Annotated in this window: 20 protein-coding genes; 13 read left to right on the top strand and 7 right to left on the bottom strand. The window is 72.1% G+C overall.

Annotated elements, in window-relative coordinates; translation table 11 throughout:
* The first annotated feature begins 71 nt into the window (after positions 1-71).
* Positions 72-818 (top strand): HAD family hydrolase, encoded by a 747-nt coding sequence (locus ABD830_RS33445; protein ID WP_344996572.1) that lies wholly within the window; start codon positions 72-74, stop codon positions 816-818.
* A gap of 106 nt (positions 819-924) precedes the next feature.
* On the opposite strand, the gene ABD830_RS33440 is transcribed toward ABD830_RS33445, so the two are convergent.
* A complete protein-coding gene (locus tag ABD830_RS33440) occupies positions 925-2,499 on the bottom strand; it encodes a penicillin-binding transpeptidase domain-containing protein (RefSeq protein WP_344996569.1) in 1,575 nt (524 codons plus the stop codon).
* Positions 2,500-2,586: 87 nt separating this feature from the next.
* Here ABD830_RS33440 and ABD830_RS33435 point away from each other — a divergent pair, with 87 nt between their 5' ends.
* From ABD830_RS33435 to ABD830_RS33425, 3 genes are all read left to right on the top strand, one after another.
* Positions 2,587-3,504 carry a LysR family transcriptional regulator gene (locus ABD830_RS33435; protein ID WP_344996566.1) on the top strand — a complete coding sequence of 306 codons (918 nt, stop codon included), beginning with the start codon at positions 2,587-2,589 and terminating at the stop codon, positions 3,502-3,504.
* A 67-nt stretch (positions 3,505-3,571) separates the two neighbouring features.
* A complete protein-coding gene (locus ABD830_RS33430; RefSeq protein ID WP_344996563.1) occupies positions 3,572-4,429 on the top strand; it encodes a serine hydrolase in 858 nt (285 codons plus the stop codon).
* 58 nt (positions 4,430-4,487) lie between these two features.
* Complete coding sequence (locus tag ABD830_RS33425) at positions 4,488-6,455, top strand: acetoacetate--CoA ligase (RefSeq protein WP_344996560.1); 1,968 nt, start codon at positions 4,488-4,490, stop codon at positions 6,453-6,455.
* Here ABD830_RS33425 and ABD830_RS33420 read toward each other — a convergent pair.
* Complete coding sequence (locus ABD830_RS33420) at positions 6,436-8,097, bottom strand: zinc-binding dehydrogenase (protein WP_344996557.1); 1,662 nt, start codon at positions 8,095-8,097, stop codon at positions 6,436-6,438. The two genes, ABD830_RS33425 and ABD830_RS33420, sit on opposite strands and share 20 nt — an antisense overlap.
* An 88-nt stretch (positions 8,098-8,185) precedes the next feature.
* Between ABD830_RS33420 and ABD830_RS33415 the strand changes: the two genes are divergently transcribed.
* The 5 genes from ABD830_RS33415 (at position 8,186) to rhaS (ending at position 13,836) form a co-directional block, all read left to right on the top strand.
* Positions 8,186-9,139 carry an AraC family transcriptional regulator gene (locus tag ABD830_RS33415; RefSeq protein WP_344996554.1) on the top strand — a complete coding sequence of 318 codons (954 nt, stop codon included), beginning with the start codon at positions 8,186-8,188 and terminating at the stop codon, positions 9,137-9,139.
* A 120-nt stretch (positions 9,140-9,259) separates the two neighbouring features.
* Complete coding sequence (locus tag ABD830_RS33410) at positions 9,260-10,756, top strand: sugar ABC transporter ATP-binding protein (protein WP_344996551.1); 1,497 nt, start codon at positions 9,260-9,262, stop codon at positions 10,754-10,756.
* The gene (locus ABD830_RS33405) at positions 10,753-11,793 is read left to right on the top strand and encodes an ABC transporter permease (protein ID WP_344996549.1); all 1,041 of its coding nucleotides are present in this window, start codon (positions 10,753-10,755) and stop codon (positions 11,791-11,793) included. Before ABD830_RS33410 ends, ABD830_RS33405 begins: the two co-directional genes overlap by 4 nt.
* Entirely contained in the window at positions 11,783-12,757 is a 975-nt protein-coding gene (locus ABD830_RS33400; protein WP_344996547.1) for an ABC transporter permease, read from the top strand. Before ABD830_RS33405 ends, ABD830_RS33400 begins: the two co-directional genes overlap by 11 nt.
* A complete protein-coding gene (gene rhaS, locus ABD830_RS33395; RefSeq protein ID WP_344996544.1) occupies positions 12,754-13,836 on the top strand; it encodes a rhamnose ABC transporter substrate-binding protein in 1,083 nt (360 codons plus the stop codon). The genes ABD830_RS33400 and rhaS overlap by 4 nt, the downstream gene beginning before the upstream one ends.
* Before the next feature lie 3 nt (positions 13,837-13,839).
* Here rhaS and ABD830_RS33390 read toward each other — a convergent pair whose 3' ends face one another.
* The gene (locus tag ABD830_RS33390; RefSeq protein WP_344996541.1) at positions 13,840-14,505 is read right to left on the bottom strand and encodes a response regulator; all 666 of its coding nucleotides are present in this window, start codon (positions 14,503-14,505) and stop codon (positions 13,840-13,842) included.
* Positions 14,502-15,845, bottom strand: coding sequence for a sensor histidine kinase (locus tag ABD830_RS33385; protein WP_344996538.1), 1,344 nt, complete (start codon positions 15,843-15,845; stop codon positions 14,502-14,504). Before ABD830_RS33385 ends, ABD830_RS33390 begins: the two co-directional genes overlap by 4 nt.
* 134 nt (positions 15,846-15,979) lie before the next feature.
* Between ABD830_RS33385 and ABD830_RS33380 the strand changes: the two genes are divergently transcribed.
* The 3 genes from ABD830_RS33380 to ABD830_RS33370 are packed head-to-tail and all read left to right on the top strand — an operon-like array spanning position 15,980 to position 19,241.
* Entirely contained in the window at positions 15,980-16,897 is a 918-nt protein-coding gene (locus tag ABD830_RS33380) for an ATP-binding cassette domain-containing protein (RefSeq protein ID WP_344996535.1), read from the top strand.
* The gene (locus ABD830_RS33375) at positions 16,894-18,468 is read left to right on the top strand and encodes an ABC transporter permease subunit (protein ID WP_344996532.1); all 1,575 of its coding nucleotides are present in this window, start codon (positions 16,894-16,896) and stop codon (positions 18,466-18,468) included. Before ABD830_RS33380 ends, ABD830_RS33375 begins: the two co-directional genes overlap by 4 nt.
* Positions 18,465-19,241 (top strand): ABC transporter permease, encoded by a 777-nt coding sequence (locus tag ABD830_RS33370; protein WP_344996529.1) that lies wholly within the window; start codon positions 18,465-18,467, stop codon positions 19,239-19,241. The genes ABD830_RS33375 and ABD830_RS33370 overlap by 4 nt, the downstream gene beginning before the upstream one ends.
* Positions 19,242-19,250: 9 nt before the next feature.
* On the opposite strand, the gene ABD830_RS33365 is transcribed toward ABD830_RS33370, so the two are convergent.
* Positions 19,251-19,889: a GNAT family N-acetyltransferase gene (locus ABD830_RS33365; protein WP_344996526.1), complete on the bottom strand. Its 639-nt coding sequence runs from the start codon at positions 19,887-19,889 to the stop codon at positions 19,251-19,253.
* Between the two features lie 174 nt (positions 19,890-20,063).
* Here ABD830_RS33365 and ABD830_RS33360 point away from each other — a divergent pair, with 174 nt between their 5' ends.
* On the top strand, positions 20,064-20,828 hold the full coding sequence (locus tag ABD830_RS33360) for a L,D-transpeptidase family protein (RefSeq protein WP_344996522.1): 765 nt from the start codon (positions 20,064-20,066) through the stop codon (positions 20,826-20,828).
* Here the strand turns inward: ABD830_RS33360 and ABD830_RS33355 are convergent.
* Positions 20,825-22,300 (bottom strand): FAD-binding oxidoreductase, encoded by a 1,476-nt coding sequence (locus tag ABD830_RS33355; RefSeq protein WP_344996519.1) that lies wholly within the window; start codon positions 22,298-22,300, stop codon positions 20,825-20,827. The two genes, ABD830_RS33360 and ABD830_RS33355, sit on opposite strands and share 4 nt — an antisense overlap.
* 87 nt (positions 22,301-22,387) lie before the next feature.
* The gene (locus ABD830_RS33350; protein WP_344996516.1) at positions 22,388-24,004 is read right to left on the bottom strand and encodes an NADH-ubiquinone oxidoreductase-F iron-sulfur binding region domain-containing protein; all 1,617 of its coding nucleotides are present in this window, start codon (positions 24,002-24,004) and stop codon (positions 22,388-22,390) included.
* Position 24,005 lies beyond the last annotated feature (1 nt).

Below are 24,005 nucleotides of genomic sequence, written 5' to 3'. Positions count from 1 at the left end.
CGCCGAACCCGAGCCGGGCGTTGGCCTTAAGCTCAAGGACTGAACTCGAGCGGCGGCGCACGTCGTACGCTATGCAGCGTCACCCCCAGGAGGCTGCCATCAACCGGCTTGTGCTCTGGAACGTCGACCTGACGCTGGTCGACGTCGCCATCGTGACCAGGGACGCGTACGCCGAGGCGTTCCGCTTCGTGACCGGGCGGCCGCTGGTCAAGCTCGTGCCCCCGATGGGCCGCCCGGACTCCGAGATCGTCTTCGAGACGCTCGCCGTCAACGGCGTCCAGGCCGAGGACGATCACCTGCCCAAGTTCCTGTCGGCGCTCGCCGTGGCCTTCGCCGACCGGCGCGGGCGGCTGGCCAAGGAGGGGCGCATGATGCCGGGGGCGAAGGACGCCCTGAAGGCGGTGTCCAGGCTCGACGGCGTGATCCAGACGGTGCTGACCGGCACCATCAAGAGCAATGCCGTTCACAAGCTCAAGGCGTTCGGGCTGGACAAGCACGTCGACTTCGCGCTGGGGGGATACGGCGAGGAGGTCTACCCCAAGGCGACGCTGCTGCAGGTGGCGCAGTCGCGCGCCAAGCAGCGCCTCGGCACGCCGTTCACCGCGGCCAACACCGTGGTGATCGGCGACTCCACGCGCGACGTGCAGGCGGCCAAGATCGGCGGGGCCGCGATGATCGGGGTCGCCTCCGGTCGCTCCATGGCCGCCGAGCTGCGCGACGCGGGCGCCGACGTGGTGCTGCCCGACCTCTCCAACGCCTCCGAGGTGGTCGCCGCCGTCGCCTCTCTCACCGCCCCCGCCGGCCGCGCCGTCCTCTGAACCGTCCTTCCGGCGGTTCCTGCGGGGTTGTTCTTCGGCCCCGTCCGGGTGCGCGAGCCGTGGGTCGGGACAGGGCGGTCAGGACAGGGCGGTCAGGACAGGGCGGTCAGGACAGGGCGGTCAGGAAGCGGGCGGCGGCGGGGGCGGCCACGGCGGCGCCTGGGCCGGCGCCCTCGGCGATGACCGCGAAGGCCAGGTCGCCCCGGTAGCCGATGAACCACGAGTGGGTCGGCGGCTCCTTGCCCGAGCCGTACTCCGCCGTGCCCGTCTTGCCGGCCGTGCCCTCCGGGAAGCGGACCGCGTGGGCGGTGCCTTCGGTGACGACGGCGGGCATGAGCTTGCGCAGGGCGGCGACCACCCCCGGCTCCAGCGGGCGCGGGTTGTCCGGCTGGGCCCCGGGGATCAGCTCTTCCTTGACGAGGTGAGGGGCGATCCACGCGCCCGAGGCGATGGCGGCCGCGACCGAGGCCATGTTGAGCGGGCTCGCCAGGACGCGGCCCTGGCCGATCGCGGCGGAGGCCAGATCCGTGTCGTCCTTCGGGTCGGGGAACTCCGCGCGGACCGCGGGAACGCCGGGCGTGATCGGGGTGCCGAACCCGAAGCTGCGGGCGACCTCGGCCAGCCGTCCGCCCTTGAGCCGGTCCACGCTCATCTGCCCGAACGTCGTGTTGCACGAGTGCGCGAACGCCTCCTCGAACGACAGCGAGCCGAAGTCCTCGAAGTTCGCGTTGTGGAACGGGAAGCCGCCGATGTTCTGCTCGGCGGGGCACGTGACCCGGCGGGACGGCTCGGTCCCGTCCGCCACCAGCGCGGAGGCGGTCACGACCTTGAACGTCGAGCCGGGCGGGTACTTGCCGAGCAGCGCCCGGTTGAAGCCTCCCGGCCTGTTCACCACCGCGAGGATCTCGCCGGTCGAGGCACGGAGGGCCACCAGTGAGGCGGGCTGGGAGACGCCCTCCAGGGCCTTGGCTCCTGCCCGGTGGACCTTCAGGTCGACGGTGGTCTGGATCGGTCTGTATCCGGCCGCGGGAACGACCGTCTGGATGGGTCGGTCCCCTTCGTAGAGGTCGATCCGGTCGCGGTTCTGCGACTTGAAGCGGTCTGGGAACGTCTGCTTGATGCCCTCCACGAGCTGCTGCACCGAGCCCGGCGCGGACGGGGTGTTGATCGGGGTGCCGTCGGCGGCCAGGACCCGCAGCGGGTCGCCCTGCTGGGTGATGACGCGCAGCGAGCGGCCCTTCCTGAGCAGCGGGTGGATGGTCGCCGGCGTCCAGGCCACCTTCCAGGTGCGGTCGCGCTCGACGAGCTTCAGCTGACCGCTGTAGTCCCAGTCCTCCTGGCCGGTCAGCTTCGCCGCGAAGCTGATCTCCTCTCCGTAGGAGGCGAAGACCCCCGACGCCCTGGGGACGTAGAACTGCGCCCCGGTGAGCTTGAGATCGGTGCGGAAGCGGCGGTGCCAGGTCTCGAAGTCGGCGGGCGGGTCCGCGACCAGGGCGCGCATCCCCGCATAGTCCTGGTCCGACCACGCCGCCAGATACTTGTCGGCCGTCTCTTTCGGCGAGCCCTCCGTGCGCAGCGCCCAGATGACGCCTCCCGCTGCGACTACCGGGACCAGGAGCGCCGGAATGATCCACGGCCACCGGCGGCGCCGCACGTACAGTGTCCCCCTTTGTGGTGCCATGACGCAGAGAACACCAGAGGAAAGGCAGGGGTGTCCAATACTGATATGGCTGCTTCAAAGATATAAATGTGGATATAGTGGCTGGTCGTGGACCTCGTCCGGCATCTACGCTACTTCGCCGTGGTCGCGGAGGAACTCCACTTCGGCAACGCCGCGATCCGCCTCGGCATGGCACAGCCGCCGCTCAGCCAGCGCATCAAGCGCCTGGAGGAGGAGCTCGGCGTGCGGCTGTTCGACCGCTCGGCCCGCCAGGTGCGGCTCACCGAGGCGGGCAGGCTGCTCCTGGGCGAGGCCCGCGAGATCGTGGCCAGGGTGGACCGCCTGCACGAGCTGGCCAGGCAGGGCGAGGGCGCGGTGCTCAAGGTCGGTGTCCCGCCCGACCTGGCCGACGCCGTGATCGCCGCCCTGGTCGCGGGTTTCCGCGAGACCAATCCCGAGGTACGCCTCGCGCCCGCCGAGATCTGGACCGCCGACCAGGTGACGGCGCTGGCGGAGGGGACCATCGACGTGGGCCTGGTCCGCCATCCGGTCTCCGCGCCCGGTCTGCGGTTCGGCCAGGTGCTCGTGCAGGCGCAGGGCGTGCTGCTGGCCGAGGGCGACCCGCTCACCGGCGTCGGGGAGGTGCACCTGGCCGACCTGGCCGGACGTGAGTTGCTGATGCCGCCCCAGGAGGGCGAGCCGGGTCTCTACGCGGAGATGCTCTCGGAGTGCCGCCGCCACGGCTACGTGCCCGTCCAGGTGCACGAGGGGGCGGGGCTGGGTCTGGTGCTGGCGGGGGCGGCGGTGGCGTTCGGCCCGAAGGTGGAGCTCCCGGGGCTCTCCTGGCGGCCGCTGCTAGGCTCGCCGATCACGTGCCGGGTCTCCACCGCCTGGCGTGTGGCGGCGAACGCGGTCAACGACTTCTCGGCCGTGGCCGTACGTACGTTGAAGGAGAGCGCCGGGATGACGGACGAGCGCGCTGTGTCCGTGCGGCGGGTCAGCCGCCGGCCGGGGATGCTGGCATGAGTGAGCGCAGCGAGCGAACAATCAGACACAGCCGGCTGCCGCTCGTGTGCCCGACGAAGGAGGGCGCATGAGCGGCCCGGACTTTGACGCGCTGTTCCGGGCGGCGGGGGTGACCGGCTGGCTGCACGCCGCCGACATCGACTCGGGGCGGCATGTGGGGCACAGGTCGGACGAGCCGGTGCCGACGGCGTCGATGTTCAAGGTGCCGCTGCTGGTGGCGCTCTGCCGGCAGGCCGACGCGGGGCTGCTGGATCTCTCCGAACGGGTGACCGTGACGGCCGGCGACCGGGTGCCGGGGCCGACGGGGATCTCGGTGATGCTCGACGACGTGACGATCTCGCTGCGCGACCTGGCCTACCTGATGATCACGGTGAGCGACAACACCTCGGCCGACCTGCTGCTGCACCGGGTGGGGTTCGACGCGGTCAACGCCGTGCCGGCGGAGTTCGGGCTCGACGGGACGCGGGTGACGCAGAGCGGCCGTGAGCTTCTCGACAGCATGAGCGTCGACGCCGGGCACGCGTGGCCGTTCGTGGATCCCGAGGACATCGCGCGGCTGCGCGTGCTCGACCCCGCGCGGACGAACCGGTCCACCCCCCGCGAGCTGGCCCGGCTGTTCGGGATGATCTGGCGGGACGAGGCGGCCTCGGCGGAGTCGTGCGCCTGGATGCGCGGCGTGTTCAACATGCAGGTGTGGCCGCACCGCCTGGCCTCCGGCTTCCCGTACGACGACGTCGCGGTCAGCGGCAAGACCGGCACGCTGCCCACGCTGCGCGCCGAGTCCGGCGTCGTCGAGTACCCCGACGGCCGGCGCTACGCGGTGGCCGTGGTCACCCGGTCCTTCAGCACCGCGCTCAACCAGCCACGGGCCGACGCCGTGATCGGCACGGCCGCGCGTATGGCGGTGGACCACCTACGGAAATAGCAAGTTATGTGGAAGGTCGGGTATGACTTTCCCCCAAACGGGCGACAGGATGGGGCACATGGTTGCTGAGGGCGCGCTTCTCTGGGAGCCGAGCGAAGAGGTGGTCGCGAAGGCCAGGCTGACCCGCTACCTGGAGTGGCTGGGGCGGCCGGGTCCCTATGAGGACGTGTGGCGATGGTCCGTCGAGCGCCCCGAGGAGTTCTGGACATCGGTCTGGGACTACTTCGACGTGATCGGGGAGCGTGGCGACGGGCCGGTCCTCTCAGGGACGATGCCGGACGCCAGGTGGTTCGAGGGCGGCTCGCTCAACTACGCCGAGAACGCGCTGCGCCGTACGGAGGGCACCGCCGTGGTGTTCGTGTCCGAGGACGGCGCCCGCCAGGAGCTGACCTGGGAGGAGCTGCGCGAGGAGGTGGCCTGCGTCCGTACGGGGCTGGCCCGGCTCGGCGTGCGGCGCGGCGACCGGGTGGCGGCCTACCTGCCGAACATCCCGCAGGCCCTGATCGCCTTCCTGGCGACCGCGTCGCTGGGCGCGATCTGGTCGGCGGGCTCGCCCGACTTCGGGGTGCCGAGCATCGTCGACAGGTTCAAGCAGATCGAGCCCAAGGTGCTCATCGCGGTCGACGGCTACCACTACAACGGCAAGACGTACGACCGCTCCGACGCCGTCAACGAGATCGCCGCCCAGCTGCCCACGCTGCGCGCGACCGTGTGGATCCCCTACCTGGCCGCGCTCGACGAGGGCCGTGCCCCTCAGCAGGCCGAGCCCTCCGAGGCGCGCACCCGGGAGGTGCCGCACGGCGAGGTGATCGGCTGGGAGGGGCTGCGGGCGGAGGAGGGGCCGCTGGAGTTCGAACGGGTGCCGTTCGACCACCCGCTGTGGATCCTCTACTCCAGCGGCACCACGGGGCTGCCCAAGCCGATCGTGCACGGCCACGGCGGCGTCGTCCTGGAGCATCTCAAGTCGCTCGCCTTCCACCAGGACGTGGGCGAGGGCGATGTGTTCTTCTGGTACACCACCACGGGCTGGATGATGTGGAACTACCTCATCGGCGCCCTGCTGGTGGGGGCCACGCCAGTGCTGTACGACGGCGCGGCCACCTATCCGTCGCCGGCCGCCCTGTGGCGGATCGCCGGCTCCGAGGAGGTGACCTACTTCGGGGTCGGGGCGCCGTACATCATGGCCTCGCTGAAGGCGGGGATCCACCCCGAGGGGCTGGAGCGGCTGCGGGGCATCGGCTCGACCGGGTCGCCGCTGCCGCCCGAGGGGTTCGAGTGGGTGGCCTCCGAGCTGCCGGGGATCCCGCTGGGATCCTTCTCCGGCGGGACGGACGTGTGCACGGGGTTCGTCGGGGCGACCGTGCTCCACCCGATCAGGGCGGGGATCATCCCGTGCCGGTCGCTGGGCGCCAAGGTGGACTCGTACGACGTCTCGGGCAAGCCGGTCGTCGGCGAGGTGGGCGAGCTCGTGCTGACCGCGCCGATGCCGTCGATGCCGGTGAAGTTCTGGAACGACCCCGACGGCCGGCGCTACTTCGAGAGCTACTTCGACGTCTACCCGGGCGTGTGGCGGCACGGCGACTGGATCAAGGTCAACGAGGACGGCAGCTGCGTGATCTACGGCCGCTCCGACTCGACGCTCAACCGGGGCGGCGTCCGGATGGGCACCAGCGAGTTCTACCGGGTGGTCGAGCGGTTCGAGGAGATCGCCGACAGCCTGGTGATCGACACCGGGCAGCTCGGGCAGGAGGGCCGGCTGCTGCTGTATGTGACGCTCGCGGAGGACGCGACACTCACCGAGCCGCTCGAACGCGCCCTCTGTGACGCCCTGCGCAAGGAGCTGTCACCGCGTCACGTGCCCAACGAGATCCACGTGGTCCCGGGCATCCCCCGCACACTCTCCGGCAAGAAGCTGGAGGTGCCCGTACGCAAGATCCTGCTGGGCACGCCCGTCGAGCAGGCGGCCAACCCCGACGCCATGGCCAACCCCGAGGTGCTCCGCCACTTCACGCCGGAAGCAGGATGATCTTGCCGCGCGTGTCGCCCTCCTCGGCCCGGCGGTGCACCTTCCCCAGCTCGGTCAGGGGGAGCGACTCGGCGATCTCGACGTCGAGCTCGCCCCGGTCGATGAGGGCGGCGAGCTCGGCCAGCTGAGCCGGGTCGTTGCGGGCCACGAAGTGGGTGCCGCCCTCGATCGGGGTGGCGATGGTGACCACCGTGCGCCCGAGCCCGGCCAGGGCGGCGGCGTCCTTCGCGGGGAGCGCGGCCAGGTTCAGCAGCACGTCCATGCCGCCGGGGAGCGGTGTGGTCGTGTAGTCGATCACCTCGTCGGCGCCGTACCGCTTGACCGCGGCCGCGCTGCGCGGGCTCGCCGTGGCGAACACGGTCGCGCCTGCGAGCTTGGCGAGCTGGACGGCGAACATACCGACCCCGCCGCCCGCCCCGTTGATCAGCACGCGCTGCCCCCGCGTGACGCGGGCGTGCTCGTGGACCGCCTGCCAGGCGGTGAGCCCGGCCACCGGCACGGCGGCGGCGTGGGCGAGCGGTACGCTCTGCGGCGCCCTGGCCAGCACGCTCGCGGGCACGGCGGCGTATGCGGCCGCCACGCCGCCCACCAGGCCGAACACGCGGTCGCCTGGTGCCAGGTCCGTGACGCCCCGGCCGGTCTCGACGACCGTGCCGGAGACGTCCGAGCCGAGCGTCCACGGCAGCTCCACGTGGAGCACGTCGCGCAGCAGGCCCGCCCGCAGACCGACCTCCGACGGGTTGAACGAGGTCGCCGCCACCTCGATGAGCACCTCCCCAGGGCCCGGCCGCGGCGTCGGGATCCGGTCGTGGCGGATCTCGCCGCCGTATTCGTGGATGCGGGCGGCCGACATGGTTTCGGGCTTGGGGACGGCGCCGAACTCCGCCGCGTGCTCCGCCACCCAGGTGGCGAACGTGCGGGGCGGGGTCTTGGTGACCTCCTCGACCGTCGCGGTGAGGGGAGCAGGGTGGGCGACCAGGTCTGCCTGGGCGCGGAGGACGCCGTCCACCGCCTGTGGGGGCCATCCCCTGGCCAGCAGCTCCTCTCGGGTGTGATGCGCGGGGACCTCCTCCCAGCGGACCGGAAATTTCATGATTTCGGAAATGATGCGTACCTGATCGGCCTGGGTGATCGACTCTGGGCCGGTCAGCTCGTGGACGGCGCCGTGGTGCCCGTCGTCCAGCAATGCCCGTACGGCGACCGCCGCGATGTCCCGCTCGTCCACCACCGGCATGGCGGCCCGGCCGTACGAGCCGCGTACCACCCCTGACCGCACCTGCGCGGCCCATCGCAGCGCGTTGGCCGCGAAGGCGTGCGGACGCAGGAACGTCCACTCCACCCCGGACTCCTCGATCAGCCGCTCGATCTCGCGTTCGTGGTCGCGTACCGCGGCGGAGGAGAGGTAGACCACGCGGCGGGCCCGGCGCGCGATGGCGTCGATCACCGCCCGCGCCCCGTCCGCCGTGGCGAACGGCCACACCAGGAACGCCGACTCCACCCCGTCGAGCGGCAGCGACCCGGGGTCCGACAGGTCGCCCCCGGCCCTGCTGAATGGCCTGACCTCGACTCCCGTGTCACCCAACTGCGCCGCCACCAGCCTGCCGACCGTGCCGGTCGCGCCCGTGACCAGTACTTTTCTCATGCAGGCCACCGTAGGTGCCCAGAGCGAGACAACCAATGCGTCAGACTCGCCTGTTTCATACGCGATCGTCTTCCTGTAGGTTTCGTCCGTGGATGTGCTCAGCGACGTGATCGCCCTCATGCGCACCGGCAGCCCCCGCTCGGCCCGCGTCGAGCTGCGCGCCCCCTGGGGGCAGCGCTTCCCCTCCGTGCCGGGCTCCGCGGGATTCCAGGTGATCCTGCGGGGGTCGAGCTGGCTGATCCCGCCGGAGGGCGACCCGATCGCGCTGTCGGTGGGCGACGTGCTCTTCTTCCCCCACGGTCACGGCTACGCGATGGCCGACTCGCCGACCACGCCGGTGGTCGAGCTCGACTGCGACCCGCTGGACGACGGGCTCGGCCTGTTCGCCTCCGAGTCGATCGACGGCCCCGTGTCCGCCGTCCTGCTGTGCGGGGGCTACCGGCTCGACCCAGGACGGGCCCATCCGATCCTGCGCGAGCTGCCCGACCTGATCCACCTGCCTGCCCGGCTCGGCCTGCACACCGAGCTGCGTTCCGCCGTCGAGGCCCTGGGTGCGGAGATCCAGCGCCCTCGGCTGGGCGCCGACACGGTGGTGTCGTCGCTGCTCGACCTGCTCCTGCTCTACATCCTGCGGGCCTGGTTCGAGGGGGAGCACGGCCGATGCTCGGTCGGCGGGTGGGCGCAGGCGCTGGCCGATCCGGGCATCAGCGCCGCGCTGGACGCCATCCACCGCGATCCCGCCCATCCGTGGACGGTGCAGGAGCTGGGCGCGCGGGCGGGGCTGTCGAGGGCGGCCTTCTCCCGCCGCTTCAGTGCTCTGGTGGGCCGGCCGCCGCTCGCGTACATCACCTGGTGGCGCCTGGCCACGGCGGCCCGCCTGATGCGCGAGTCCGACGCGCCGCTCAGCAGGATCGCCGCCAGCGTCGGCTACGGCTCGGAGTTCGCTTTGGCCAACGCCTTCAAGCGGGAGTACGAGGTGGCGCCGGGCAGGTACCGCCGCGAGGCGTGTTCTTTGCCCGCGAAAGAACTTCTTAAAACGTAACAATTTCCGCACGACTTTGTGCGTGTGACGATCTCTTATTCGGCGGCCATTGACGCTCTCTCATCGCTGAATTACCGTCGCCACATTGCTTAAAACGATTTTGCCGGGGAGTCGCGGCAAATGAATGAGACGCCCGTTCTGTCCCTCTCGCAGGTCAGCAAGGCGTTCGGTGCGGTGCGCGCCGTACGCGAGGTCTCTCTGGAGCTCTTCCCCGGCGAGGTGCACGCGCTCGCCGGGGAGAACGGCGCGGGCAAGTCGACGCTCGTGAAGATCCTCTCCGGCGTCCACCGCCCCGACTCGGGGCGGATCCTGCTGGACGGTGCGCCGGTGGAGTTCGGCGGGCCCGCGGACGCGCAGCGGGCCGGGGTCGCGGTCATCTACCAGGAACCGACCCTCTTCCCGGACCTGTCGGTCATGGAGAACATCTTCATGGGCCGCCAGCCGCGCCGCCGCCTCGGCATCGACCGGCGGGCCATGCGCGCGAGCACCGCCGAGCTGTTCGGCAGGCTGGGCGTGCACCTCGACCCCGACCAGCCGGCCCGCGGCCTGTCGATCGCCGACCAGCAGCTCGTGGAGATCGCCAAGGCGCTGTCGCGGCAGGCGCGGGTGCTCGTCATGGACGAGCCGACCGCCGCCCTGTCGGGCACGGAGGTCGCCCGGCTGTTCGGCGTCGCGCGGGCGCTGCGCTCGCAGGGATGCGCGCTGCTGTTCATCTCGCACCGGCTGGAGGAGATCTTCGAGCTGTGCCGGCGGGTCACCGTCCTGCGCGACGGCACGTACGTCGCGAGCGACCTGATCGCCGACATCACCCCCGACGACCTGGTACGCCGCATGGTCGGCAGGGAGCTGGACGCCCTGTTCCCCAAGCAGGAGACGTCCCGCGGCGAGGTGGCGCTGAAAGTGGACCGGCTCACCCGCGAGGGAGTCTTCACCGACGTCTCCTTCGAGGTGCGGCGGGGCGAGATCGTGGCGCTGGCCGGGCTGGTCGGGGCGGGACGCAGCGAGGTGGCCAGGGCCGTGTTCGGCATCGACCGGTGGGACGCGGGGAGCGTGGAGGTGGACGGTGAGCGGCTGCGGCCCGCCAGCCCCACGGCGGCCATGGCGGCCGGGCTGGCGCTGGTGCCGGAGGACCGGCGGCAGCAGGGGCTCGTCATGGACCTGTCCATCGAGCGCAACATCGGGCTCGCCGGGCTGGCCGCCGTACGCCGGGGGCCGCTCATCTCCCGGCCGGCCGAGCGGGAGCGGGCGAGGGACTGGGCGGTGCGGCTGCGGATGAAGTTCGGGCGGCTGACGGATCCCGTGAATGTGCTGTCCGGCGGCAACCAGCAGAAGGTGGTGCTGGCCAAGTGGCTGGCACGCCGGCCGTCGGTGCTCATCGTGGACGAGCCGACCCGCGGGATCGACGTGGCCACCAAGGCGGAGGTGCACCGGCTGCTGTCGGAGCTGGCCGGGGGCGGGGTGGCGGTGCTGATGATCTCGTCCGAGCTGCCCGAGGTGCTGGGGATGGCGGACCGGGTGCTGGTCATGCACGAGGGGCGGCTGGTGGCCGAGATCCCCCGCGCGGACGCGACCGAGGAGAGCGTGATGGCCGCCGCCACCGGAAGGAGCGTCGCATGACCGCGACCGCCACCAGGACGGAGGCCGTGCGGCGGGGCGGCGGGCGGCGGCTCGTGGACCGGGTCGCGCGGGTGCGCGAGCTGGGCATCGTCGTCGCGCTCGGCGTCCTCTTCGGTGTCACAGGCGCCGTCAACCCGTCCTTCCTCACCTACGCCAGCATCCGCGACATCCTGCTGAACTCCGCCATCGTCGCCATGCTCGCCGTCGGCCAGACACTCGTGGTCGTCACCAGGAACGTCGACCTGTCCGTCAGCTCCGTGGTGGGCCTGTCGGCGTTCGGGGGCGCGCTGATCCTGGCCGACCACCCGGGCGTGCCGGTCGCGGTCGTGGTCGCCGGGTGCGTGCTGCTCGGCGCCCTGTGCGGGGCGGTCAACGGGCTGCTCGTCGGGGCGGCGAAGGTGCCCGCGCTGGTCGCCACGCTCGGCACCCTGTACGCCTTCCGCGGCATCGACTACGCCTGGGCCGGCGGACGCCAGGTCAACGCGGCCGACATGCCCGAGGGCTTCCTCTCACTCGGGACGCGCTCGGTGCTCGGGGTGCCGCTGCTCGCCCTGACCGCCCTGGTCGTGCTGGTGGTGGTCGGCTGGATGCTGGGCAACCTGCGCTCCGGCAGGGAGCTGTACGCCATCGGCTCCAACCCCGAGGCGGCGGTGCTTGCCGGGATCAGGGTGCGGCGCCGGATCGTCGCGGCGTTCGTGGCCAACGGGGCGCTGGCGGGCCTGGCCGGGGTCATGTGGGCGGCCCGCTTCGGCACGGTGGACGCCACCGTGGCCACCGGGAAGGAGCTCGACGTGGTCGCGGCCGTCGTGGTGGGCGGGGTGGCCATCTTCGGCGGCAGCGGCACGGTGTACGGGGCGGCCCTGGGGGCGCTGCTGCTGTCCGGCATCACCAGCGCGCTGGCCGTGCTGCGGGTGGACGCGCTCGCCCAGACGGCGATCAACGGCGCGCTGTTGCTCGCCGCCATCGCCCTCGACCGGATACTCGCGCTGCGGGTGGCCGCCGCGCTGCGCCGCAGGAGGTTCCACGATGCGACTTGACCTGGCGCGCCGGTGGGAGGGGCTCATCCTCGTGCTGCTCGTCGGCGTGGTCGTGTGGGCCTCGCTGGGCGTGGACGGGTTCGCGAACGGCTCCAACATCTCCTTCCTGCTGCTCGACACCACCGAGATCGCCCTCATGGCCCTGACCATGACCCTCGTGATCATCGCGGCCGAGATCGACCTGTCGGTGGCCTCCACCCTGGGCCTGTCGTGCGCGGTGCTCGGCCGGCTCTGGAACGCCGGGCTCCCGATCGAGGCGATCATGCCCATCTGCCTCCTCGTGGGCGCGGCGTGCGGCGCGTTCAACGGGCTGCTCGTCACCCGGCTCGGCCTGCCCTCGCTGGCGGTCACGATCGGGACGTTCGCGCTGTTCCGCGGCCTGGCTTACGTGATGCTCGGCGACCAGGCGGTGGCCGACCTGCCGCCCGCCTACACGGGCCTGGCGACGGCCTCGTTCGGGCCGGTCCCGGTCGCGACCGCGCTGGTCGCGGTGCTGGCGGGGGTGGCGGCCGTGGTGCTGCACGCGACGGGGACGGGCCGGTCGATCTTCGCGCTCGGCTCGAACGTGGAGGCCGCCTTCTTCGCGGGCGTCCGGGTCAAGCGGATCAAGCTCTGGCTGTTCGTGGCCTCCGGGGTGATGGCGTCGCTGGCGTCCCTGGTCTACACGTTCCGCTATGCCAGCGCCAGGGCGGACAACGGCGTCGGGCTCGAGCTGGCTGTGGTGGCCGCCGTACTGCTCGGAGGGGTGTCGATCTTCGGCGGGCGCGGCACGCTGCCCGGGGTCCTGATGGCGGTGCTGCTGCTCGGCGTGGTGCGCAACGCGCTCATCCTCGCCGACGTGGCCAACGAGGTCCTGAACTTCGTGACGGGCCTGCTGCTCGTCGCATCCGTGCTGGCGCCCAACGTGGGGGCGGTATGGCGGCGGCGCACATCACCACAAGTGGAAGGGAAGTCCGCTTCATGACAACGCGCACCCCTTGGCGGCCCACGGCGCTTCTCGCCGGACTCGTCCTGCTGACGGCCGCCTGCGGCGGCACCACCAAGAGCGACGTGGCGCAGCAGTCCTCCGCCTCCGCCACGGCCGCGGCGTCGTCCGCCGCGGCCGATCCGAACGCGCCCGTCAAGCAGGGACTGAAGATCGCGTTCCTGCCCAAGCAGGTCAACAACCCCTACTTCACCATCGCCGACGGCGGCGGCGCCGCGGCCGCCAAGGAGTTCGGGGGCGAGGCCAAGGAGGTCGGCCCGTCCGAGGCCAGCGCGTCCTCCCAGGTGTCCTACATCAACACGCTGATCCAGCAGAAGCAGGACGCCATCGTCATCTCCGCCAACGACCCGAACGCCGTCGTGCCCGCGCTCACGCGGGCGCGGGCCGCCGGGATCAAGGTCGTCAGCTACGACTCCGACACCGCGCCCGCGGGCCGGCACGTGTTCGTGAACCAGGCCGGTGCCGAGGACCTCGGCCGCACGGAGGTCCAGCTGCTGGCCGAGCAGATCGGGCACAAGGGCAAGATCGCGGTGCTGTCCGCCACCCCCAACGCGACGAACCAGAACACCTGGATCGACTTCATGAAGGACGAGCTCAAGAAGCCCGAGTACAAGGACATGGAGCTGGTCAAGGTCGCCTACGGCAACGACGAGGACCAGAAGTCGTTCACCGAGACGCAGGGACTTCTCCGCTCGTACCCGGACCTGGCGGGCATCATCTCGCCCACGACCGTGGGGATCGCCGCGGCCGCCCGCTACCTGTCGGACTCGCCGTACAAGGGGAAGGTCAAGCTCACCGGGCTCGGCACCCCCAACCAGCTCAAGAAGTTCGTCAAGGACGGGACCATCGAGGCGTTCGAGCTGTGGAACCCGGCCGACCTGGGCTACCTCGCGTCGTACGCGGCGGCCGCGCTCGCGTCCGGGCAGATCACCGGGGCCGAGGGGGAGAAGTTCAAGGCGGGCAAGCTCGGCGAGTACACGATCGGGGCCAAGGGCGAGGTGCTGCTCGGCAAGCCGACCGTGTTCAACAAGGAGAACGTCGACAAGTTCGACTTCTGACGTTCAGGCCCGGCCGCGCGGCACGACCAGGCCCGACTCGTACGCGGCGACGACGGCCTGGGTCCTGTCGCGCAGGCCGAGCTTGCCCAGGACGCGGCTCACGTGCGTCTTGACCGTCTCCTCCGTGACCACCAGCCTGGCCGCGATCTCGGGGTTGGACAGGCCCTCGGCGACCAGCCGCAGGACCTGCGTCTCGCGCGGGGTGAGCGAGGAGAGCGCCGCCGTTCCCGGCTTCGGGCCCAGGCGGGCGAACTCGCTGATGAGGCGGCGGGTGACCGCCGGGGCCAGCAGCGCCTCCCCGGCGGCGATGACGCGGACCGCGTCGAACAGGCGCTCGGCCGTGACGTCTTTGAGCAGGAAGCCGCTGGCTCCCGCGCGCAGGGCGTCGTAGACGTACTCGTCGAGGTCGAACGTGGTCAGGATGAGCACCTTCGGGCCGCCGGCGAGCCGCCTGGTGGCCTCGATGCCGTCCATGACCGGCATGCGCACGTCCATGAGCACCACGTCGGGGGAGAGCTCGCGACAGGCCCGCACCGCCTCGGCCCCGTCGGCGGCGGTGCCCGCGACCTCGAAGTCGGGCTGGGTGTCGAGCAGCTCGCCGAACCCCGTCCGCACGACCAGATGATCGTCGGCGATGACGATCCTGATCTTGGAGGTCTCGCCGCTCATCCGTCCGTCCTGTCCCTTCCCGGCAGGCGAGCCTCGACGAGGAAGCCGCCGCCATGGGCAGGACCCGTGCGGAGCTCGCCGCCGACGGCGGCGGCGCGCTCGCGCATGCCGGACAGCCCGTGCCCGGCCGCCTCCGCCGTCCGCATGCCCGGCCCGTCGTTTCCGGCCGCTTCCGTGCTCGGCGGCCCCGGGCCGTTGTCGCGGACGAGCAGGCGCAGGTCGTCGCCGGTGTAGTCGAGCTCCACGTCCACCGCCGCCCCCGGCGCGTGCCGCCGCGCGTTGGTGAGCGCCTCCTGGATGATCCGGTACGCGGCCAGCTCCACCCCGGGGTCGAGCTCCACGGGCGAGCCACGCAGGATCAGCCGGGTGCTCGTACCCGACGCCTCCCTGGCCTCGTCCACCAGCTCGTTGAGCTCGTGCAGGCGCAGGCCGGGCTGGGGCCGCCAGGCGGCCCCAGCCTCGGCGTGCTGCTCGGCGTCCTCGCGCAGCACGCCGAGCAGCCGCCGCATCTCGGTCAGCGCCGCCCTGGCCGTGTCGCCGATCGCCAGCAGCCGTTCGGCGCCCGCCGCGGGCATACCGGGAACGGCCAGCCGGGCGGTCTCCGCCTGCACGGCCACCATGGAGATGTGGTGGGCGACGACGTCGTGCAGCTCGCGGGCGATGCGGGCGCGCTCGCCGCGGGCGGCGTGCTCGAGCAGGCTGTCGGCGATGACCTGCCGGGCGGCGGTGTCGGCCCTGGCCTTGCGCCGGGTCCGTACGGCGATCCCGGCCAGCGCCGCCGCCGGGGCCAGGAACGCCAGCAGCAGCGTGAGCCGCCGCACCTGGTCGCCCGGCCCGAGCGCCGCCGCCAGCACCGGGTACGGCATGGTGACCAGCACGGCCGCCGCCGGTGAGCCGTGGCGGCCGAACCGGTAGCCGGTGGCGAGCTGCGCCACCGCGCCCGCCACGGTCAGGGTGTGGAAGGCGCCGATCGACAGCAGGCACGCCCCTGAGGTCAGCACCGCCGCCACGGCCGGCTGGGCCCACAGCAGGGGGAGCGGCAGCGTGGTGGCCAGGGCGAGCAGGGAGAAGACCACGAGGACCAGCGGCGTGCCCTCGGACCGCACGGGTGAACCGTCTACCGAGCCGTTCATTGGGCTGTCCATTGGGCCATTCACAGGGGCGCTCACGGTGTCGCTGAAGGCGGGCATGCTCCCGGCGTGTGTGACCGACTCGGCCACCGCGAGCAGCGCCAGCACCACGCCGGCCACGATCGGCGCGTACGGCGCCGAGGCGACCCGGCACCCCCAGCCGTACGCCACCCCGACCAGCCGCGCGGCGCGGTCCTGCGCTCGTTCCACCAGGTCATTGTCCCGGGCGCCCGCGATCCTGGCATCCCTCACAAGAGGGACGTGACGTAGCTGACGTCAGCGACGGCGGAGATCGCTCCGCCGCGTGACGACCGCGACGGGGGCCGCTGCCTAGTCTGCCTGGCGTGGAAGCAACCATCGAAGTAGCCGGCCTGCGCAAGCGGTTCGGCCAGACCCAGGCGCTGGACGGGATGACGTTCACCGTGCTGCCGGGCCGGGTCACCGGGTTCGTGGGGCCGAACGGGGCGGGCAAATCCACCACCATGCGGGTGGTGCTCGGCCTGGACGCACCCGACGAGGGCCGGGCGCTGGTCGGCGGGCATCCGTACCCGAGCCTGCGCAATCCCCTGAGCCACGTCGGCGCGCTGCTCGACGCGGCGGCGCTGCAACCGAGCCGCACCGGGCGCAACCACCTGCTGTGGCTGGCGCACTCCCAGGGGCTCGGGGCCAGGCGGGTGGACGAGGTGATCGAGCAGGTCGGGATGACCCCCGCGGCCCGGCGCAGGGCGGGCGGTTACTCGCTGGGGATGCGCCAGCGGCTCGGCATCGCCGCCGCGCTGCTCGGTGACCCGCCGGTGCTCATGCTGGACGAGCCGTTCAACGGCCTCGACCCCGAGGGCATCGTGTGGATCCGCGGCTTCCTGCGGTCGCTGGCCGCGGAGGGGCGCGCCGTGCTGGTCTCCAGCCATCTGATGAGCGAGCTGCAGGACACCGCGGGCCATCTCGTGGTCGTGGGCAGGGGCCGGGTCGTCGCGGACACCGGCGTGGACGACCTGATCACGACCGCCTCGCGCGACCGCGTCACGCTGCGTACGACGGCCCGCGCCGAGGCGATGTCGGTGCTGGCCGGCGCGGACGCGACCGTGACCGTCACCGAGCGGGACACCCTCGTCGTCTCCGGGCTGGCCGCCGAGCACATCGTGCGGCTGCTCGGCGCGCAGGGGGTGCCGTTCTCGGAGGTTGCCGCCCACCGCGCGACGCTGGAGGAGGCGTACCTGGATCTCACCAGGGACGCGGTCGAGTTCAGGGGAGCGGCGCGATGACCGCCGTCACCCCCTACCGCCCGGGGCAGCGGACCGGGCGCGACGGCTTCGCGCAGCTGCTGCGCGCCGAGTGGACCAAGCTCCGCACGGTACGCGGCTGGATGGTCGGGCTGGCGCTCGTGACACTGCTGATCGTGGGCCTGGGAGTGCTGTTCGCGACCGGCAGCCGCTCCTCGTGCAGCAATGGGCCGATCGAGGTGCCTTGTCCCGCCCCACTGATGGGTCCCGGCGGCGTGGCCGTGGAGGACCGCTTCTACTTCGTGCACCAGCCGCTGGCCGGCGACGGCAGCGTCACCGTACGCGTGAGCTCCATGACCGGGCAGCTCCGCAAGCCCGACGTCACCCCCGGCGTCAGGAACGTCGTCCCCGGCGTCACGCCGTGGGCCAAGGCCGGGGTCATGATCAAGCAGAGCGTCCGGCAGGGCACCGCGTACGCGGCCCTGATGGTCACCGGCAGCCACGGCGTGCGCATGCAGCACAACTTCACCGAGGACCTGGCGGGGCGCCCAGGTGGCGTCTCGGCGGCGTCGCCCCGGTGGCTGCGGCTGACCCGTACCGGCGACACGATCACCGGCGAGGAGTCGGCCGACGGCTCGCACTGGACCACAGTGGGCACCGTCCGTCCGGCCGGGCTCTCCGGGAAGGCCGAGATCGGGCTCTTCGCCGCCTCTCCCGGCGACCTGACCGTGACCCCGAACGTGATGGGCGGGGCCGCCGTCGCCTCGCGCTTCGCCGAGGTCACCGCCGTCATGGACCGGGTCGCCGTGCGAGGCGTGGCGGCCGGGGGCGCGTGGGGCCGCGACGACATCGGCGTCACGATGGAGACCGACGGCGTCACCCCGCACCATCCGGGCGGGCTCGTCCAGTCGGGTGGCACGTTCAAGGTCACGGGGGTGGGCGACATCGCGCCGTCCGCGGAGGGCATGCCGGTCGAGCGCGTGCTGACCGGGGTGTTGATCGCGCTCGTCGCGATGACGGCGGTGGCGGTGATGTTCGTCACCGCGGAGTACCGGCGGGGCCTGATCCGCACCACCCTGCTCGCCAGCCCGCGGCGCGGTCGGGTGCTGGCGGCCAAGGCCGCCGTGATCGCCGCCGCCGTCTTCGCCGCCGGACTGGTCGGCGGGGCCGTGACCGTGCCGGTCGGCCGGTCGATCCTGGCCGGGAACGGGAACGTGCTCGCCCCGGCGGCGCCGTTCACCTCGCTCCGGGTGATCGTGGGCACGGCCGCACTGCTCGCCGTGGCCGCCGTCTTCGCCCTGGCCGTCGGGGCGCTGCTGCGCCGCAGTGCCATGGCCGTCATCGCGGTCATCGTGGCGATCCTCGTCCCGTACGTGCTCGCGGTCGCATCCGTCCTGCCGGACGAGGTGTCGCGGTGGCTGCTGCGGGTGACCCCGGCGGCGGGGTTCGCGATCCAGCAGACCATGCCCACATACGCGCATGTGACCGCCCGTTATGCGCCGGCTGAGGGCCACTTCCCGCTGCCGCCGTGGGCGGGTTTCGCCGTCCTGTGCGCTTACGCGGCCCTGGCCCTCGCCCTGGCCGCCCACCGGCTGCGCAGGAGCGACGTATGAGGCGCGAAGTGCATGCCGAGTGGACCAAGCTGCGTACCGTGGCGGGGCCCTGGTGGCTGCTGGGCGCGCTCGTCGTGCTGACCGTGGCCGCGGGCGCGGTGGCGGCCGCGGTCGTGCCCTGCGCGGCGGCGGGATGCGGGCAGGACCCCGCCCGGATCAGCCTCGTCGGCGTGCAGCTCGGTCAGGCGATGGCCGCCCTGCTGGCCGTGCTGGCGATCTGCGGCGAGTACAGCACCGGCATGATCCACAGCAGCCTTACCGCCATGCCCCGCCGGACCACCGCCCTGGCCGCGAAGGCGGTCGTGGTCGGCGGGCTGGCGCTGGCAGCGGGGACCGTCGCCGTGCTCGGATCCGTGCTGGCCGGTCGGCTCCTGCTGCCGGGCAGCGGCTTCACCCCCGCGCACGGCTATCCGCCGCTGTCCCTGGCCGACGGGCCCACCCTGCGCGCCGCCGTCGGCTCGGTCCTGTACCTGGTGCTGATCGCGCTGCTCAGCCTGGGCCTCGCCACTGCCGTACGCGACTCCGCGGCGGCCGCCGGGGTGGTGCTCGGCCTGCTCTACGTGTTCCCGATCGCTGTCCTCATGGTCTCCGGCGAGGAGGCGAGCCGGTTGCTCTGGTCGATCTCCCCGACGAACGCGGGGCTAGCTGTCCAGACGACCGTGGATCTCGCCAACCTCCCCATCGGCCCGTGGGCCGGCCTCGGCGTGGCGGCCGCCTGGGCCGCCGCGGCCCTCGCGGGTGGCGGCCTGCTGCTGCGACTACGCGACGCGTGACTCCCGCCGTCAGGGGGTGTCCAAGCCGAAGAGGGGCAGGCACGGGGCCAGGTTGTGGATCTCGAAGCCGGGTGACTCCGTCCAGTCCTCGCGGAGCATGCGGAAGCGGCGGGTGGCGACCGGCTCGCTCTTGCGGGAGTGCATGAAGATCCCGTCGTCCTGGTATCCGAGCTTCCGCGTCACCGCCAGTGACGGGTGGTTGTCCTCGAACGCCTCCGTCGCCGCGTGCCTGGCACCCAGCCCGGCGAAGGCGAGGTGCAGCACGGCCCGGCGCATCTCCGTGCCGATGCCCCGGCCGTGGAAGCGCCGCCCCAGCCAGGATCCGGTCTTGACCTCGCGGGTCACCGGGAAATCCTTGGCCATGATGCCCTGGACGCCCACGACCTGGCCCTCGAAGACGACGGCGAACTCCACCGACCAGTCGGCCGCGGTGAACGCGCCCCACGTGCGGAACTGGTACTGGATCGCGTTCCTGGCCCGCTCGGCCGGGTCGGTCTCCGACCACGGGACGAAGAACGGCATGAACCCCTCCTCGTGGATGCCCTCGGCGGCCCGGTCCCCGAGCTCGTCGAGGTCTGCGAGCGATGGGAAGCGCAGCACGAGGCGCGGGGTCGTGATGGAGAGCTCGGTGAGCGGCCAGTGACGCATGGCATCGCATGGTTTCATCCATGGCCGCCGCCATGCCACCCGTTTTCCGCCCCACAGAAGCAAGACAAAAGCTAAATTGTCGTATTTAGCGGGGTTCGCTGATTCTCCTGGAATTTGCTTGGCGGGACCCGCGCTGGAGATGAATTTCCCGGCGATCTGGGTACCCGTCGATGCATGACGAGAAAGTTCTGCGTACTTGCGGCCCTGATCGCAGGATGCGCTCTGCCGCTCCTGGCGGTGCTGCCCGCTCTGGCGGATGACCCGCCCGGCCAGGTGGAGCAACCGCCTGTTCAAGCGGAACAACCGGCGGCCGAGGAAGAGAAGGAGGGGACCGTCACCATTCTGCGGCCGGGCGCCCAGGGCGACATGGTCAAGCTGCTCCAGCAGCGCCTGCACGACCGCGGCTTCTACTACGGCGCCATGAACGGCAAGTACGATGTCCAGACGAGGTACGCGGTCTGGGCCTTCCAGAAGAGCCGCCGGATGCGGCCGATGAACGCGGTGGGGCCGAAGATCTGGCAGGAGTTCGAGCGGCCCAGACGACTGCGCCCCCTGGTGCCCGACGGTCCCGCGAACCGGGTCGAGATCAACCTGACCGACCAGCTCCTCACCGTCTACCGGCGCCGCCGTCCGGTGCTGACCTCGCATGTCTCGACCGGCGCCAACGTGCACTACTGCGAGGCCGGCCGCTGCGGCTACGCCATCACCCCGGTCGGGGACTTCAAGGTCTACAAGCGGGTGCCCGGCTGGGAGAAGAGCCCTCTGGGCATGATGTTCGACTCGCTCTACTTCAACGGCGGCATCGCGATGCACGGCTCGTCGGTGGTGCCCACCAAGCCCTCCTCGCACGGCTGTGTGCGCGTCCCGGTGCCCACCGCCGTACGCCTGTACGAGATGGTGCAGGTTGGAGAGCCGGTATATGTGCGCGGAAAGTCCTAAATGCCCTGCGGAAGCCGGAACAGCCGGTCGGGGTCGTAGGTGGACTTCACCTCGGCCAGCCGGGCTGCATTGGGGCCGTAATACGCATTCCGCCAAGTCTGCAATTCGGGATCGATGTAATTGACATACGCATGATCCCCGAAATATTTAGACATGTCGGAATGTAGGCTGCGCAGCCACCCCCGATCCGTCCCCTCCTCGTAATACTGGACGCTGAAAAGTGCCGCCCGATGTGGAAATGCCGTGGCCGCGGGGCCGACGCGGCCGATGGCCCCGCCCATGGCGTCCAGCAGCACGGCGTGCCGCCCGCCGCGCTCCACCCGGTTCACGAGCGTGCGGATGCCGTCCGCCGGCAGCTTCCCGTACGCCATGTGCGACTTGGCCGAGAACGCCTCCCGCGGCATCCGGCGGCACTGGTCGATCGTCATGGCCGCGCAGCCGCCCATGACCTTCATCCCCTCCAGGTAGGGGACCGTCCGCGCAGAGCGGGACGACGGCCGCCCGGCCTTGGCGACGAGCGGGGCCAGCAGCCGGTCGAGCGCGGCTCGGCCGCCGACGTAGGTGCCGACGACGGCGGCGTCCAGGCCGCTCGCCGAGCGCGCCAGGTGCAGCGACGACCACAGCTCGTCCGGCGCGGAGGGCCCCCACGACTGCCACGCCTTGACCACGGCCCCCGCCTTGGACCACGGCCAGTGCAGGAAGAACACGGTGACATCGCGCGCCTCGAACGTCCTGAACGTGAAGGACACCGCCACGCCGAAGTTGCCGCCGCCACCGCCCCTGCAGGCCCAGTAGAGTCCGGCGTTACGCGCGGCGTCGCAGGTCAGCACCCTGCCGTCGGCCGTGACGACGCGTACGGACTCGAGGGTGTCGCACGTGAGCCCGTACTTCCTCGACACCACGCCGATGCCCCCGCCCAGCGTGAGCCCGCCGATCCCGACCGTGGGGCAGGAGCCGGCGGGGATGCTCACGCCGTGGCGCGCGAGCTTGTCGTAGACGTCGATCAGCTTGGCGCCCGCGCCGATCGTGGCCCGGCCGCCCGCATGGGGGTCGAGCTTCGCTGCCCCCTGCGATGGTCCGCTGGAACGCGGCCCATCGTAGGTGACCGTGCTCATCCTGGACACGTCGATCACCAGCCCCGTGCCCGTCGACCAGCCCGCGTAGGAGTGGCCTCCGGAGCGGGCGGTGACCGGCACGCCGCTGGTGCGCGCGAACGTCACGCACGCCGACACGTCGGCCGCGTTCGCGCAGTACGCGACCCCGCCCGGCCTGATGCGGTCGAAAGCGGGGTTGTAGAGGCGGCGCGCGGTGTTGTAGCCGGCGTCGCCGGGCAGCACGAGCGTGCCCGCCAGCTGCGTGCGCAGCCGCGCCCAGTTGGGCGGCGGCGCGGAGACCCCGAGCGTCCCGGTCCGGGACGCCGCGGCGGCCAGCGGCGCGAGCGCGGCGACATGCAGAAAGTCCCGGCGGTCCATGGACATCTCCCAGCTGATCGGTGTTCGGCCGATCGGTGAGACGTCCGGATGACCCGCCAGGTTGGTCACATCTTCATCACTTCGGGCTCACCCGGCCGTCCCCCCAAGCGCGTTCCTGGGTACGGCGCCCACCCGCGTGAGCCGGGGCACGCTCGCCCCTGCCTTCTTGAGCACTCCGTCCTTGACCAGCCGCAGCGGCGACCCGACCGGCTTCGGCCCGTCCCCGGTGGTCTGGACGAGCCGCAGGGCCAGCGCGGGGCACATCTCGACGGTGCGCCGCGCCTCCTTGGCCATCCATCCCGGGACGTTCCTGAACGACGGGAACCCGTAGTCGTCCAGGTCCACGAACTCCGGCAGCAGGTGCGCGCACAGGCCGTGCCCGGCGCAGCGGGACCAGTCGACCTCCAGCCGGTACTCGACGTCCGCCTCGCGCTCGGGCATGGGCAGCACGCCGCGCACCGGCCGTCCGCACGAGCCGTGCTCCAGGTGGAGCGCGATCTCGCTCTCGAACGCGTCCAGCGCCGACAGCACGAACTTCGCCGTGCCGTCCGGGTGGAAGCAGGCTCCGCGCCGCTCGACGCCGCGCACGCAGCGCCGTACGGCGTCCACCGAGCCGGTGCCCTCGACCAGCGCGTACATGGCCCTGGCGATGTCCGGCAGGCCGAGCCGGCACGGGCCGCACTGGCCCGCGGACTCGGCCGCCAGATAGGCGGCGACCCTGGCGGCCTCGCCCAGCGAGCACGTCGACTCGCCGAGCGGGACGATGATGCCGGCGCCCAGGGTGGCCCCGGCCTGCTTCATGCCCTCGCGCGAGAGCACCGCCGTCTGCGCCACCTCCGCCGACAGCCACGCGCCGTGGTAGCCGCCGATGAGCACCCCGTCGCCGACGTCGGCCTCGGTCAGCGCGAGCACGTCACCCAGGTAGGTGCCGGTCGGCGCCTCGATGACCGCGCCGTTGGCCGCCCCGCCGCTGACGGTGAGCAGGATGGTGCCGGGCTCCTTGCTCGTGCCCACCTCGGCGTACCTCTCCGGGCCGAGCTCGGCGAGCAGCGCGAACTGCGCGTACGTCTCCGTGTTGGACAGCAGGGTCGGCAGCCCGTCCACGCCGCTGATCGCGGCCCGCCGCTTGCGGCCGGGCGGAATGCCTTCCTCGCCGTTGACGGCGTTGACGAGCGCACCGCCCTCCCCGGAGATGAACCTCTCCTTGATCCCGACCACCCGGATCGGGACGCGGCTCTCCGCGCCGCCCGCGATGTTCGCGGCCCTGCGTTCGGCCACGGCCGCGGCGACGGACGCCTCGGCCACCTCGCCCCCGGCCGTGGCGACGACCACCTCGCGGGCGCCCAGCGCCTCGGCCGCCAGCACCGCGCCGTCCAGCACCAGGTGCGGGTTGCGGGTGAGCAGCATGGCGTCCTTGGAGCTGGCGGGCTCGCCCTCGGCGCCGTTGACCAGCACGACGCTCTCGCCGGAGCCGGCCGAGTCCGCGACGGCCCGCAGCTTGCGCGCGAACGGGAACGCCGCCCCGCCGCGGCCGCGCATGTCCACCTCGTTGGCGTGCGAGATGAGCTCGCCCAGCTCGCGCGGCTCGGGAGCGCCGTGGAGGGTGCGGTGTGCGGGAAGGTCCAGCCGCCGGGTGTGGTCGAGCCCGGCGGTCAGCCGGGCCGGTCCCATGCGTAACACCCGTGGCACTCGGGCCGGAATCACG

It is taken from the genome of Nonomuraea helvata (assembly GCF_039535785.1).
GTDB classification, from domain to species: Bacteria; Actinomycetota; Actinomycetes; order Streptosporangiales; family Streptosporangiaceae; genus Nonomuraea; species Nonomuraea helvata.
Note: the sequence above shows the minus strand (reverse complement) of the source record. Positions and strands in the feature narration are given on the sequence as shown.